We start from the raw sequence: 13,674 nt of genomic DNA on the forward strand, positions 1-13,674 counted from the left end.
GCCCGCCCCCGCACCACCGCGCCGCCACCCCGGCCGCGTCGCGGCCGCCACCCTCTGCCTCATCCTCGGCGGCGGCCTCCTCGGCGGCGCCGCCGTCACCACCTGGGCCGAACACCGCGCCGCGCACCGCCCCCTGCCCGCCGACGCCGCCCACCGCAAGGCCGGCTCGCTCTGGCGCTCGGCCCCCGTGGACAGCCTCCTCCCGCCCGTCCTCGCCGGCCGCTCGGCCGGCCCCGGTGGCGCCGACCGCACCTGGACCCGCATCGCCCTCGCCCCCGACGCCGACTGTCCGGCCGCCCTCGCGCCGGACTGGCAGGCCCTGCTGGCCCCCACCGGCTGCACCCGCGTCCTGCGCGCCACCTACACCGACGCCACCCGCAGCTCCCTGATCGCCGTCGGCATGGTCTTCACCCCCGCCGACGGGCCCACGATGAAGACGCTCGACGGCCGCCTCACCGCCCCGCCCGCCTACGGGTTCAACGACAGTCAGCGGGCCGCCTGGACGGCCTCCGTACGCACCGAGGCCCCCGTCGTCGTCTACGCGGTCTCCGCCTTCGCCGACGGCCGCACCCAGGACGCCCCCCGCCCCGCCGAGGACCTCGTCAAGAAGGACGCCACGGGCGCGGCCGCCCAGGCCGGCCTCGGCCACGACGCCAAGGCCCTCGCCGACCGCCTGGGGGCCGGCCTGGCGGCCCTCGCCGCACCACCCGCCACAGACGCCACCGACGCCACGCACGCCACCGGCGCCACCGGCCTCACGGACGCCGCACCCGCCCCGAAGGCCGCACGATGACCCCCGCCTCCGCCCCCGCCCGCGGCGCGGCCGTGCTCGCCGCCGTCGCGCTGCTCGCGACCGCCACCGTCGCCCCGGCCGCCGCCGACACCATCCGCGACCGCCAGTGGGGACTCCTGGCCCTGCGCGCCGAGGAGGCCTGGGGAACCACCCGCGGCGACGGCGTGACCGTCGCCGTCCTCGACACCGGCGTCGACGAGTCCCACCCGGACCTGTCCGGGCAGGTCCTGACCGGCACCGACCTCATCGGCATGGGCGCCGGCCCCGGCGACCGTGCCTGGGCCCGCCACGGGACGGCCATGGCGAGCATCATCGCCGGGCACGGCCACGGCCCCAGCCGGAGCCAGGGCGTCCTCGGCATCGCCCCCCAGGCACGGATCCTGCCGGTACGGGTGATCCTCGAAGAAGGGGACCCGGGCCGCGCCAAGGCCCGCGAGAGCAAGGGCGGCGCCCTGGCCGAAGGCATCCGATGGGCCGTGGACCACGGAGCCGACGTCATCAACCTGTCCCTCGGCGACGACAGCGACTCCGCCCACCACGAGGCGGGCGAGGACGAGGCCGTGCAGTACGCCCTCTCCAAGGGCGTGGTCGTCGTCGCCTCGGCGGGCAACGGCGGCGAGTCGGGCGACCGCGTCTCCTACCCGGCCGCCTATCCGGGGGTCATCGCCGTGACCGCCGTCGACCGCCGCGGCCGGAAGGCCAAGTTCTCCACGCGCAACTGGTACGCGACCGTGAGCGCCCCCGGCGTCGACGTCGTCATCGCCGACCCCGACCGTTCCTACTACGAGGGCTGGGGCACCAGCGCCGCGGCGGCCTTCGTCTCCGGGGCGGCGGCACTCGTCAGGGCCGCGCACCCCGACCTGTCCCCGGCCCAGGTCAAGAAGCTCCTGGAGGACACGGCCTCCGACTCCCCGGCGGGCGGCCGCGACGACGCCCGCGGCCACGGCATGGTGGATCCCGCCGCCGCCCTCCAGGTCGCGGAGGCGATGCGGCCGGAGGCCCCGGTGCCCGCCCCGGCCGCGGCCGGGACCAAGTACTTCGGCCCGGGTCCCGAGCCGGTCCGCCCGCCCGAGCGGTCCGCCCGGCTCGGCGCCCCGGCCGCCGCGGTCGCGGGAGCGGCGCTGCTCGTCCTGGCCGCCGTACTGGCCCGGCGGCCGCGACGGGGTACCCGGGGCGGCGACGCGCACCGGGCACAGTAGGGTCGGGTAACTGTGGCGAACAAGAACATTCCCGACCCGGGCTTCTCCGACGACGACGGCTCCGCCGATCCCGAGCTGACCGCGGCCCTCGCCGCGTGGGCCGAGGACCGCAACCAGGAGCCGCGGGTGCTGGCCGCGCTCAAGGGCGCCCGGCTGCTGGTCCCGGTGGTCGCGGTGCTCGGCGAGGTGGAGACCGACCCGGAGACCGGCCTCAAGCGGGAGAAGACCAGCGACATGGCCGTCCCGACCCTGCGGGCGGGCGACCGCCGGGCGCTGCCCGCCTTCACCTCGATCGCCTCGCTCGCGCTCTGGGACCCGGCCGCCCGGCCGGTGGCCGTCCCGCTGCACCAGGCCCTGGCGGCCGCCGCCCACGAGAAGGCCGACACCGTGGTGCTGGACCTGGCCGGCCCGGTCGCCTATCAGCTGACCGGTCCCGCGCTGCTCGCGCTCGCCGAGGGCCGCACGGACACCGACCCGCTGGCCGACCCCGCTGTACGGGAGGCCGTACGGGCCGCCGTGTCCGGCGAGCCGGCCGTACTGCGCGCCCACCTCGGCCCGGGCGGGGCGGACGCCGACGGAATCCTCGCGATCGTCCTGGCCGCCGACGCGCAGGCTCCCGCCGCGGCCCGCCGCGTGGCCGAGGCCCTGGCGGCGGACACCACTCTGCGGGCACGCCTGGTGCGCGGCCTCAACCTGGCGCTGCTGCCGGCGGACGCCCCGGTCCCGCCCGGCGAGCCGCTCTTCACCCGCTGAACGACGGAGGAGGGGCGGGCCGTGATCCACGGCCCGCCCCTCCTCCGTCGTTTTCCGGCACGGGGCCGGCCGGGGATCAGCCGAAGACCGGGCCGGTGAACTTCTCGCCCGGGCCCTGGCCCGGCTCGTCCGGGACGATCGAGGCCTCGCGGAAGGCCAGCTGCAGCGACTTCAGGCCGTCGCGCAGCGGGGCGGCGTGGAAGGAGCTGATCTCGGTGGCGCTCGCGGTGACCAGACCGGCGAGGGCCGTGATCAGCTTGCGGGCCTCGTCGAGGTCCTTGTGCTCGGAGTCCGGCTTGTCCAGGCCCAGGTTGACCGCCGCGGCGCTCAGCAGGTGCACGGCCACCGTGGTGATCACCTCGACGGCGGGCACGTCCGCGATGTCGCGGGTCATGGCGTCGTAGTCGGGGGCGCCGTCGGCAGCGGAATCGGTGGGGGTGGAGGGTGTCGCGTCAGTCATGCGCCCCACGATATGCCGTGCGGCGGGCTTGCATCGCGGGTGCTAGTATGTACATCGACCGGCCGGATGCTGTGGTGTCCGGCCCACAAGTGGAGGCTCCGTTCTCCCACCTGACCGCCTTCCGGGGCGGCGGGTCACCGGTCAGGCGGCATCCATCGTTCCGTACGGACGATGGAAAGCCGCCCGAGTATGCGCCCCGCGTCTCGCATGCGGCGGTGCTCCGGTTGTATTGGAGCCCCTGCCTGTGCCCGGCGGGGCTTTTTTCATTCTCCCGCCGTGGTCGGTCTGACGGAAATACACGTCAGCGGCTGTCTGCCAGGCAGTCGTGTGGTGCTACCGAGGAGGATCCATCAGCACCGAGCCCCGCATCAACGACCGGATTCGCGTTCCCGAGGTACGACTCGTCGGTCCCAGCGGCGAGCAGGTCGGCATCGTGCCGCTTGCCAAGGCGCTTGAGCTCGCGCAGGAGTACGACCTCGACCTGGTCGAGGTCGCGGCGTCCGCACGCCCGCCGGTCTGCAAGCTCATGGACTACGGCAAGTTCAAGTACGAGTCGGCCATGAAGGCCCGTGAGGCGCGCAAGAACCAGGCGCACACGGTCATCAAGGAAATGAAGCTCCGGCCGAAGATCGACCCGCACGACTATGACACCAAGAAGGGTCACGTCGTTCGGTTCCTCAAGCAGGGCGACAAGGTCAAGATCACGATCATGTTCCGTGGTCGCGAGCAGTCCCGGCCGGAACTCGGCTACCGACTGCTGCAGCGTCTCGCTTCGGACGTCGAGGAGCTCGGCTTCATCGAGTCGAACCCGAAGCAGGACGGCCGAAACATGATCATGGTCCTCGGTCCGCACAAGAAGAAGACCGAGGCGATGGCCGAAGCCCGCGAGGCGCAGGCCGCCCGCAAGGCCGAGCGCCAGGGTGCCGCCGCTGCCGACGAGGCGACTCCTTCCGAGGAGGCCGCCCCGGTCGAGGCGACGGACACCACGGATGCCGAGGTCACCGAGGCCGACGCCGGTGAGGCGAACGCCGAGGCCTGATTCCGAGGCACCTGTCTCGAATCACCTACACACCATGACGCTCCCACCAGCCGGTCCGGTCCGGACCGGCGAGGGAGCGCCACCGACGAGGAGATAACGGCGCCATGCCGAAGAACAAGACGCACAGCGGTACCAAGAAGCGCTTCAAGGTCACCGGCTCCGGCAAGGTGCTCCGCGAGCGCGCCGGCAAGCGCCACCTGCTCGAGCACAAGTCGTCCCGTGTCACCCGCCGCCTCACCGGCAACGCGGAGATGGCTCCCGGCGACGCCGCGAAGATCAAGAAGCTTCTCGGCATCTGACATCCACCGCTCCCCCTGCCGGGAGCGGATGCATGTCGAGACCGGGACCCCATCGAATTTCCGGGTCGTGTGAAGACACCCACGGCCCCGCTACAAGGAGTTAAAAAGTGGCACGCGTCAAGCGGGCAGTAAACGCCCACAAGAAGCGCCGGGCGATCCTCGAGGCGGCCTCCGGCTACCGCGGTCAGCGTTCGCGCCTGTACCGCAAGGCCAAGGAGCAGGTCACCCACTCGCTGGTCTACAACTTCAACGACCGCAAGAAGCGCAAGGGCGACTTCCGTCAGCTGTGGATCCAGCGCATCAACGCCGCTGCCCGCCAGAACGGCATGACGTACAACCGCCTCATCCAGGGTCTGAAGGCCGCCAACATCGAGGTGGACCGCAAGATCCTCGCGGAGCTGGCCGTCAACGACGCCAACGCGTTCGCCGCGCTCGTCGAGGTCGCGCAGAAGGCGCTCCCGGCCGACGTCAACGCCCCCAAGGCCGCCGCGTAAGGCCTGGCCGGCCGCTCGATCGGCCGGCACCCTCGGACCCGCAGGCGAACCGCCTGCGGGTCCGAGTGCTTTCCCGCCCCGCAGGGGCGCGCCGCCCGCGTTCCGCGCGCTCCGCACCGCCCGCGCTCCGCACCACCGCGCCCTGGGCGCCCGCACCCCGAGAGAGAACCGCAGAGACCATGGCTGACCTGGGTCACCCCGCCGAGCTGATCTCCCCCCGATCCCCGCGGGTGGCCGCCGCCAGGCGACTGGCGCGGCGCAACTTCCGCACCAAGGAGCGCCGGTTCATCGCCGAGGGACCCCAGGCGGTCCGCGAGGCCGTCGAGCACCGCGGCCCCACGGGCTCCTCGACCCTGATCGAGCTGTTCGCCACGGTCGAGGCGGCCGGGCGTTACCCCGAGATCATCGGCGCGGCCCTGGACGCGGGCGCCCGCGTGCACTACGCCTCCGACGAGGTGCTCGCCGAGGTCTCCCAGACCGTGACCCCGCAGGGCCTCGTCGGCGTCTGTCACTTCCTCGACTCGCCCTTCGAGGAGATCCTGGCAGCCGGGCCCAAGCTCGTCGCGGTCCTCGCGCACGTCCGCGACCCCGGCAACGCGGGTACGGTGCTGCGCTGCGCGGACGCCGCCGGCGCCGACGCGGTGGTGCTGACCGACGCCTCCGTGGACCTCTACAACCCGAAGTCCGTACGGGCCTCCGTGGGCTCCCTCTTCCACCTCCCGGTCGCCGTCGGCGTCCCGGTGGAGCAGGCCGTCGAGGGGCTGCGCGCGGCCGGCGTACGGATCCTGGCGGCCGACGGAGCCGGCGAGGACGACCTCGACGCCGAACTGGACGCGGGCACCATGGGCGGCCCCTCCGCCTGGGTCTTCGGCAACGAGGCCTGGGGCCTGCCGGAGGAGACCCGGGCCCTCGCGGACGCCGTCGTGCGGGTCCCGATCCACGGGAAGGCGGAGAGTCTGAACCTGGCCACGGCCGCCGCCGTGTGTCTCTACGCATCCGCGCGTGCACAGCGGGCGCCCGGAGGGTGCCGCTCCGTGACCCCCAGCTAGTAATGTGGCGGCCCGGAGGGGCCCACTGCGCTACTCGGAGATGTGGGGTACGGGGACATGACCGTCGGTACGAACAGCTCACCCGGAGCCGCTGACGCGGCCGAGGAGCGGTTCCGGGACGCCCCCGAAGCCCCGGCCGCGGCCGTCGACGGGCTGTGCGGGGTACCGCCGCAGGCGGTGGACTCGGGCCGCGCGCGCGGCGCGGGACGGCCGGTGGTCCGGACCGACCGGCCGGGCGCCGAGACCCCGGGCGGCGGCCCCGGCTTCGCGGTGGACCCCGACAGCCTGCCCGACGGGCTCGTCGTCGCCGACGACAGGGGCCGGGTGGTCTGCTTCAACGCGGCCGCCGCCCGGATCACCCGGCTCGCGCCGGAGCGGGCGCTCGGCGCCCCCATCGACCGGGCCCTTCCGCTGGAGGACCTCGAGGGCCGCCGCTGGTGGGCGCTGACGGACCCGTACGGGGGCCTCGCCACCCGCCGCGGGCAGCCCGAGCGCAACCTGCTGCTCCCCGGCGGCCGCGAGGTGCTCGTCTCCGCGAGCTACGTCCGTACCCACCCCACCGGCCCGCTGCGCCGGCTCGTGGTCACCCTGCGCGGTACCGAGGCCCGCCGCCGCACCGAACGCAGCCACGCCGAGCTGATCGCCACCGTCGCCCACGAGCTGCGCTCCCCGCTGACCTCCGTGAAGGGGTTCACGGCGACCCTGCTCGCCAAGTGGGAACGGTTCACGGACGACCAGAAGCGGCTGATGCTGGAGACCGTCGACGCCGACGCCAACCGCGTCACCCGCCTCATCGCGGAGCTCCTGGACATCTCGCGCATCGACTCCGGCCGGCTGGAGGTGCGCCGCCAGCCGGTCGACATCGCCACCGCGGTGGGCCGGCACGTACAGGCGCTCACCGCGAACGGCCAGGACCCCGAACGCTTCCTCGTCAGCGTCAGCCGCCCCCTGCCCGACCTGTGGGCCGACCCGGACAAGATCGACCAGATCCTGGGCAACCTCCTCGAAAATGCGGTGCGCCACGGCGAAGGAACGGTCACCATCGGGGTATCGCCGCATGAGAAGGGAACCGCCGTCACCGTGTCCGACGAAGGCCCCGGAATCCCCGAGGAGTCGATGGCCCGCGTCTTCACCCGCTTCTGGCGGGGGAGCAAGCGCGGCGGCACCGGCCTGGGCCTCTACATCGTCAAGGGCATCGTGGAGGCGCACGGCGGCACCATCACGGTCGGCCGCGGCCCCGGCGGCGGCGCCGAGTTCCGATTTATCCTGCCCGTGAGCGCCCCGGCCTATCTCACGCAGTAGTCCTGCGGAGGGTCTCGCCGGGCGGCCCACGGGCTCCTTCACCCCCAGCGACCTTTAGACTCGTCCTTTGGCACCCTTGTGTCCTTGTGCCGATCGTGTCGTACGGGGACCCACCAGCCAGCCATCGGAAGTACGGGAAGAGATGTCGGCACCGAACAAGTCGTACGACCCTGTCGAGGTCGAGGCACTGAAACCGGAAGAGATCGAGCGCATGCGGGACGAGGCGCTCGCCGCCTTCGCGTCCGCCGGCGACCTCGACGCGCTGCGCGAGGCGAAGACCGCGCACATGGGCGACCGCTCGCCCCTGGCGCTCGCCAACCGCGAGATCGGCGCCCTGCCCCCGCAGGCCAAGGCCGATGCGGGCAAGCGCGTGGGCCAGGCCCGCGGCGCCGTGAACAAGGCCTTCGGGGCCCGCACCGTCGAGCTCGAGGCCGAGCGCGACGAGCGGGTGCTGGTCGAGGAGGCGGTGGACGTCACGCTGCCGTACGACCGCACGCCCGCCGGCGCCCGCCACCCCCTGACCACGCTGATGGACCGCGTCGCGGACATCTTCGTCGGCATGGGCTACGAGGTCGCGGAGGGTCCCGAGGTCGAGGCGGAGTGGTTCAACTTCGACGCCCTCAACTTCACGCCCGACCACCCGGCGCGCCAGATGCAGGACACCTTCTTCGTCAAGGGGCCCGAGGGCACCGAGGGCGATGAGTCCGGCGTCGTGCTGCGCACCCACACCTCCCCGGTGCAGGCGCGCTCGCTGCTGGAGCGCAAGCCCCCCGTCTACATCGTGTGCCCGGGCCGCGTGTACCGCACCGACGAGCTCGACGCGACGCACACCCCGGTCTTCCACCAGGTCGAGCTGCTCGCCGTGGACGAGGGCCTGACCATGGCGGACCTGCGCGGCACCATCGACCACATGGTCAAGGAGCTGTTCGGCGAGGAGACCACCACCCGGCTGCGCCCGCACTTCTTCCCCTTCACCGAGCCGTCCGCCGAGATGGACATGCAGTGCTACGTGTGCCGCGGCGAGTCGGTGGGCAACCCCGACCGTCCGTGCCGCACCTGCTCCAGCGAGGGCTGGATCGAGCTCGGCGGCTGCGGCATGGTCAACCCCAAGGTGCTGACCGCCTGCGGTGTGGACCCGGAGAAGTACAGCGGGTTCGCCTTCGGCTTCGGCATCGAGCGGATGCTGATGTTCCGTCACAACGTTGAAGACATGCGAGACATGGTCGAGGGTGACGTTCGTTTCACCCGGCCCTTCGGGATGGAGATCTGATGCGGGTCCCGCTTTCGTGGCTGCGGGAGTACGTCGACCTCCCCGCCGGTGAATCCGGTCGCGACGTCGCGGCCAAGCTCGTCGACGCCGGCCTGGAGGTCGAGACGGTCGAGCAGCTCGGCGCCGGGCTCAAGGGCCCCCTCGTCGTCGGACAGGTGCTGACCATCGAGGAGCTCGAGGGCTTCCGCAAGCCGATCCGGTTCTGCACCGTCGACGTCGGCACCGCCAACGGCACCGGTGAGCCGCAGGAGATCGTCTGCGGCGCCCGGAACTTCTCCGTCGGCGACAAGGTCGTCGTGGTCCTGCCCGGCGCCGTCCTGCCCGGCGACTTCGCGATCGCCGCGCGCAAGACGTACGGCAAGACCTCGCACGGCATGATCTGCTCCGGCGAGGAGCTCGGCATGGGCGACGACGGCACGCACGGCATCATCGTGCTGCCGCCGGAGCACGAGACCGGTACCGACGCGATCGAGCTCCTCCAGCTCGTCGACGAGGTGCTGCACATCGACGTCACCCCGGACCGCGGCTACTGCATGTCCCTGCGCGGCATCGCCCGCGAGGTGGCCACCGCCTACGGCCTGCCGCTGCGCGACCCGGCACTGCTCGACGTGCCCGGACCGAACTCGTACGGCTACCCGGTCAAGATCGACGACCCGGCCGGCTGCGACCGCTTCACCGCCCGCACCGTCACCGGTCTCGACCCCGAGGCCCGCTCCCCGATCTGGCTCCAGCGCCGCCTGCAGAAGGCCGGCATGCGCCCGATCTCGCTCGCCGTCGACATCACCAACTACGTGATGCTCGAACTGGGCCAGCCGCTGCACGCCTACGACCGCTCGCGGATCGACGGCACCATCGGCGTCCGCCGCGCCGAGCAGGGCGAGAAGTTCACCACCCTCGACGGCGTCAAGCGCACGCTCGACGCCGAGGACCTGGTGATCACCGACAACAGCGGGCCGATCGGTCTCGCCGGTGTCATGGGCGGCGCCAACACCGAGATCGCCGACTCCGTCACCGACCCGGAGACCGGCGCGGTCACCGGCACCACCGACGTGGTCATCGAGGCCGCGCACTTCGACTCCGTGTCGATCTCGCGCACCGCCCGCCGCATGAAGCTCTCCTCCGAGGCCTCCAAGCGCTTCGAGCGGGGCGTCGACCCGCTGGCCGCCGCCGCGGCCGCGCAGCGCACCGTCGACCTGCTCGTGCTCCTCGCGGGCGGCACGGCCGAGGCCGGGGTCACCGAGGTCATCGCCCCGGGCGCGCCGCGCACCATCGCGATGGCCGCCGACCACCCGGACCGGGTCGCGGGCATGGACTACGGCCGTGAGACCGTCGTGCGCCGCCTCCAGGAGATCGGCTGCGACGTCTACGGCCAGGACGAGCTCGTCGTCACGCTGCCCTCGTGGCGGCCCGACCTCGCCGCGCCCAACGACCTCGCCGAAGAGGTCATCCGGCTGGAGGGTTACGGGAACCTCCCGTCGACCCTGCCGCAGGTCCCCTCCGGCCGCGGTCTGACCGCCCGCCAGCAGCTGCACCGCCGGGTCGGCCGCGCGCTCGCCGGCGCCGGCTACGTCGAGGCGCTCAGCTACCCCTTCCTCGGGGAGGGCGTCTTCGACCAGCTCCAGCTGCCGGCGCACGACGCCGCCCGTCAGGTCGTCAAGCTGGTCAACCCGCTCTCCGACGAGGAGCCGGCGCTGCGCACCACGCTGCTGCCGGGTCTGCTCGGCGCGCTGCGCCGCAACGACAGCCGGGGCAGCCACGACCTCGCGCTCTTCGAGACCGGTTCGGTCTTCCGGGCCGCCGCGCAGCCGGGTGTCGCCGTACGGCTGCCCGTCGACCGGCGTCCCACCGACGAGGAGATCGCCACCCTGGACGCGGCGCTGCCCGCGCAGCCGCGGTACGCCGCGGTGGTGCTGGCCGGTGCCCGCGAGCAGGCCGGCTGGTGGGGCAAGGGCCGCCCGGCCGACTGGGCGGACGCCGTACAGGCGGCCCGCGCGCTGGCCGTCGAGGCCGGCACCGAGCTCGTCGTCCGCCAGGGCCAGTACGGCCCGTGGCACCCGGGCCGCTGCGCCGAGCTGGTCGTCACCGTCGACGGTGTGGAGCAGGTCATCGGCCACGCCGGCGAGCTGCACCCGCGCGTGGTCAAGGCCATGGGCCTGCCGGCCCGCACCAGCGCGATGGAGCTCGACCTGGACCGCCTCGCGGCGGCCGGCGGAGAGGCCGTCCAGGCGCCCCGGATCTCCTCCTTCCCGGTGGCGACCCAGGACGTCGCGCTGATCGTGGACGCGTCCGTCCCGGCGTCCTCGGTGGAGGCCGCGCTGCGCAAGGGCGCGGGCGAACTCCTGGAGTCGCTGCGCCTGTTCGACGTGTTCACCGGTGAGCAGGTCGGCGAGGGCAAGAAGTCCCTGGCGTACGCGCTACGCTTCCGCGCGAGCGACCGGACGCTGACCGCCGAGGAGTCCACGGCCGCGCGCGACGCGGCGGTGGCGCTCGCCGGCGAGCGGACCGGGGCGGTGCTCCGGGGCGCGTAGCCGCACGGTCCTCGGACCCGTTCGAGGCCTGGTGAGGGGCCTGTCCGCCATCGGACAGGCCCCTCACTCGTTCGGGTGAGAAGCTCCGCGGCCCATGTCGGTGGCTGCCGACGGGTCGCCACAATCGACCCGGCCGGGCGGCGTCCCGCTGCGGCCCACCGGCGGGAGACTCGCCGACGACGTCGCCCTGCTGGGTGCTCCGCAACGACCGGCACTGACCACGCACGCCGGGCCCGGTGGATGGGCCCGGCGCGCGTCCGGTCCGGTCGACCGCCGGGCCCGGCGACCAACCGGGCGCCGGCGGAACCGGAAGGCGCCGCCCGCCTGCCATGGAGTGTCGGGCAGACAGCAGGACGGGCGGCGCGGTGACGGGTCGTCGCACTGTACGAGGGGGAGCCGACGACCCGAGCTCCTCTTGGCGAGGGTCTTCAGTGAAGCGCCTCCAGGGGTCCGTGCGGCAGAGTGCGGAACGCATTTATGCGCGTACTCACTTCACACCCCGTGTGAACCGCGCACCCACTAGCCTGATACCGACGAGCTCCGGGAGCGGCCCCATGCAGCCCAATGTCCTGCTCGACGCCCTCCTCGCCGAGGCGGGCATGTCCCACGCCGGGCTCGCCGCCCACGTGAACCAGGCGGGGCGCACCCGCGGGCTGGCCCTGCGCTACGAACACACCGCCGTGACGAGGTGGTTGAAGGGGCAGCGGCCGCGCGGTCAGGTCCCCGACCTGATCTGCGAGGTGCTCGGCGGCCGGCTGCGGCGGCCCGTCGGGCTGGACGACATCGGCCTCGGGGTGCCGGACCAGCCGGTCTCCCTGCACGCCTCCCCACTCAGCGGGTTCGTGGACCGGGCCGCCGCCCTGTGGCGCTCCGACGGCCAGGCCCGGCCCCAACTGCTCACCGCCGAGGCGGTCACCGGCACCCCGGCCGTCATCCCGGTCTGGGAATGGGAGAACCCGCCCGAGGACGTCGACGTCTCCCGCGACGGGCCCCTGCGGATCGGTCCCGAGCACGTCGAGATGCTGAAGGCCGCCCGCGTCCACTACGAGCTGATGTACCGCCGGGCCGGCGGCATGGCCACCCGCGACCGGATCGTCCGCTTCCTCGGCACCGAGACCGCGCCGCTGCTGCGCGGGAGTTACCCCGACGACCTCGGCCGCCGACTGCACCGGGCCACCGGCTCGCTGGTCGCGGTGGCGGGGATCTGCGCGTACGACTCGGACGCGCACGGGCTGGCCCAGCGCTACTTCCACCAGGCGCTGCGGCTGGCCAAGGCGAGCGGCGACCGGGGGCTCGGGGCGTACGTGATCGCCCTGATCGTCAACCAGTCCCTGCACCTGAGGGAGTACCGCCAGGCCGTCGCCTTCGCCGAGGCCGCCCTGCGGGCCGCGGGACGGCACACCACCCCGGCGCTCGCCGCCGACCTGCACGCCATGCAGGCCAAGGCGTACGCCCAACTCGGCGACGCGCAGGCCGCGCTGGCGTGCATCCGGGGCGCCGAGGCGGCCGCCGCGCGGATCCGGCCGGGCAGCGAACCGGACGAGACCGGCTACGTCCAGCCCGGCCTCGTCAACGTGCAGGTCGCCGAGGCACTGCTCAGTCTGGGGGATCTGGAAGCGGCGCGGGTCCAGGCGGCCGCCGCCGTGGGGACCCCCGCGCACGACCGCGGCCGGGTGCACCGGCTGGCGATGCTCTGCGAGATCCAGCTCCGGCAGGGGGAGGCCGACAGGGCCGCGGCGGGTGCGGCCGAGATGGCCGAGCGGGCCCGGGGGATGGAGTCGCTGAGGCTGCGCGACCGCCTGTGGGCGGTCCGTGAACAGCTGCTGACCAGCGGTTGTTCGGACGCACGGGAGACCGTACGGCTCATCGACGGGGCATTGCGCGTTCCCCTGTGACAGGGCAGCTGCTGCGATGTTTGCCACCTACTCGAACGGAAGGTGGCACAGCCGTGCAGTGGACGAACCTGAGTGAGCAGACTGTGTACAAGAACCGCTGGTTCGATGTGAATCTCGCCGATGTGGAACTTCCCGACGGCCGGCACCTGGACCACTTCGTGATCCGGCTGCGCCCGGTGGCCGTGGCCACGGCCGTCAACGAGGCCAACGAGGTGCTGCTGCTCTGGCGGCACCGCTTCATCACCGACAGCTGGGGCTGGGAACTGCCCGCGGGGGTGGTCGAGGACGGCGAGGACGTCGCCGCCGCGGCTGCCCGCGAGATGGAGGAGGAGTCGGGCTGGCGGCCCGGCCCCCTCCACCACCTGATGACCGTCGAGCCCTCCAACGGTCTGACCGACGCCCGCCACCACCTGTACTGGGCGGACGGGGCCACCTACACCGGCCACCCCGAGGACGACTTCGAGTCCTCGCGCCGGGAGTGGGTCCCGCTCAAGCTCGTGCCGGACATGATCGCTGACGGGGAGATCCCGGCCGCCAACATGGCGGCCGGGCTGCTCCTGCTGCACCACCTGCGGCTCGGCAGGTAGGTGCGG

12 protein-coding genes and 1 pseudogene are annotated in these 13,674 nt (G+C 73.3%); 12 read left to right on the top strand and 1 reads right to left on the bottom strand.

The features are described 5' to 3' along the window. The 3 genes and pseudogenes from IH80_RS0124135 to IH80_RS0124145 all read left to right on the top strand — a co-directional run. Positions 1–793: pseudogene (locus IH80_RS0124135) on the top strand (hypothetical protein); the annotation flags it as partial. Continuing rightward, on the top strand, positions 790–1,992 hold the full coding sequence (gene mycP / locus IH80_RS0124140; RefSeq protein ID WP_037880967.1) for a type VII secretion-associated serine protease mycosin: 1,203 nt from the start codon (positions 790–792) through the stop codon (positions 1,990–1,992). The pseudogene IH80_RS0124135 and the gene mycP, both read left to right, overlap by 4 nt. A 12-nt stretch (positions 1,993–2,004) precedes the next feature. Further along, on the top strand, positions 2,005–2,745 hold the full coding sequence (locus tag IH80_RS0124145; protein WP_030963247.1) for an SseB family protein: 741 nt from the start codon (positions 2,005–2,007) through the stop codon (positions 2,743–2,745). A 76-nt stretch (positions 2,746–2,821) separates the two neighbouring features. On the opposite strand, the gene IH80_RS0124150 is transcribed toward IH80_RS0124145, so the two are convergent. Further along, positions 2,822–3,205, bottom strand: a complete 384-nt coding sequence (locus tag IH80_RS0124150; RefSeq protein ID WP_030963249.1) for a DUF1844 domain-containing protein — start codon at positions 3,203–3,205, stop codon at positions 2,822–2,824. 325 nt (positions 3,206–3,530) lie between these two features. Between IH80_RS0124150 and infC the strand changes: the two genes are divergently transcribed. The 9 genes from infC (at position 3,531) to IH80_RS0124195 (ending at position 13,668) form a co-directional block, all read left to right on the top strand. Then, positions 3,531–4,244 (top strand): translation initiation factor IF-3, encoded by a 714-nt coding sequence (infC, locus tag IH80_RS0124155; RefSeq protein ID WP_037880969.1) that lies wholly within the window; start codon positions 3,531–3,533, stop codon positions 4,242–4,244. A 104-nt stretch (positions 4,245–4,348) separates the two neighbouring features. Next, positions 4,349–4,543, top strand: a complete 195-nt coding sequence (rpmI, locus tag IH80_RS0124160) for a 50S ribosomal protein L35 (protein ID WP_030012385.1) — start codon at positions 4,349–4,351, stop codon at positions 4,541–4,543. Between the two features lie 107 nt (positions 4,544–4,650). Beyond that, complete coding sequence (rplT, locus tag IH80_RS0124165) at positions 4,651–5,037, top strand: 50S ribosomal protein L20 (protein WP_007263143.1); 387 nt, start codon at positions 4,651–4,653, stop codon at positions 5,035–5,037. Positions 5,038–5,225: 188 nt separating this feature from the next. Further along, complete coding sequence (locus IH80_RS0124170) at positions 5,226–6,086, top strand: TrmH family RNA methyltransferase (RefSeq protein WP_030963251.1); 861 nt, start codon at positions 5,226–5,228, stop codon at positions 6,084–6,086. A 57-nt stretch (positions 6,087–6,143) separates the two neighbouring features. Beyond that, positions 6,144–7,388 carry a sensor histidine kinase gene (locus IH80_RS0124175; RefSeq protein ID WP_030963252.1) on the top strand — a complete coding sequence of 415 codons (1,245 nt, stop codon included), beginning with the start codon at positions 6,144–6,146 and terminating at the stop codon, positions 7,386–7,388. Between the two features lie 142 nt (positions 7,389–7,530). After that, positions 7,531–8,658: a phenylalanine--tRNA ligase subunit alpha gene (gene pheS / locus IH80_RS0124180; protein WP_030963254.1), complete on the top strand. Its 1,128-nt coding sequence runs from the start codon at positions 7,531–7,533 to the stop codon at positions 8,656–8,658. Further along, the gene (gene pheT, locus IH80_RS0124185; protein ID WP_030963255.1) at positions 8,658–11,186 is read left to right on the top strand and encodes a phenylalanine--tRNA ligase subunit beta; all 2,529 of its coding nucleotides are present in this window, start codon (positions 8,658–8,660) and stop codon (positions 11,184–11,186) included. The genes pheS and pheT overlap by 1 nt, the downstream gene beginning before the upstream one ends. Before the next feature lie 554 nt (positions 11,187–11,740). Beyond that, a complete protein-coding gene (locus tag IH80_RS0124190) occupies positions 11,741–13,081 on the top strand; it encodes a hypothetical protein (protein ID WP_030963256.1) in 1,341 nt (446 codons plus the stop codon). A 53-nt stretch (positions 13,082–13,134) separates the two neighbouring features. Continuing rightward, the gene (locus IH80_RS0124195) at positions 13,135–13,668 is read left to right on the top strand and encodes an NUDIX hydrolase (RefSeq protein ID WP_030963258.1); all 534 of its coding nucleotides are present in this window, start codon (positions 13,135–13,137) and stop codon (positions 13,666–13,668) included. The last annotated feature ends 6 nt before the right edge of the window (positions 13,669–13,674 follow it).

Origin of the sequence: Streptomyces sp. NRRL S-378 (genome assembly GCF_000720645.1) — a bacterium.
In the GTDB taxonomy this organism is placed as follows: Bacteria; Actinomycetota; Actinomycetes; order Streptomycetales; family Streptomycetaceae; genus Streptomyces.

Bases quoted from the DNA above. Each gene is read 5' to 3' on its own strand.
- mycP (WP_037880967.1), top strand. From the start codon at position 790: ATGACCCCCGCCTCCGCCCCCGCCCGCGGCGCGGCCGTGCTCGCCGCC.
- IH80_RS0124150 (WP_030963249.1), bottom strand. From the start codon at position 3,205: ATGACTGACGCGACACCCTCCACCCCCACCGATTCCGCTGCCGACGGC.
- rpmI (WP_030012385.1), top strand. From the start codon at position 4,349: ATGCCGAAGAACAAGACGCACAGCGGTACCAAGAAGCGCTTCAAGGTC.
- IH80_RS0124175 (WP_030963252.1), top strand. From the start codon at position 6,144: ATGACCGTCGGTACGAACAGCTCACCCGGAGCCGCTGACGCGGCCGAG.
- pheS (WP_030963254.1), top strand. From the start codon at position 7,531: ATGTCGGCACCGAACAAGTCGTACGACCCTGTCGAGGTCGAGGCACTG.
- pheT (WP_030963255.1), top strand. From the start codon at position 8,658: ATGCGGGTCCCGCTTTCGTGGCTGCGGGAGTACGTCGACCTCCCCGCC.
- IH80_RS0124190 (WP_030963256.1), top strand. From the start codon at position 11,741: ATGCAGCCCAATGTCCTGCTCGACGCCCTCCTCGCCGAGGCGGGCATG.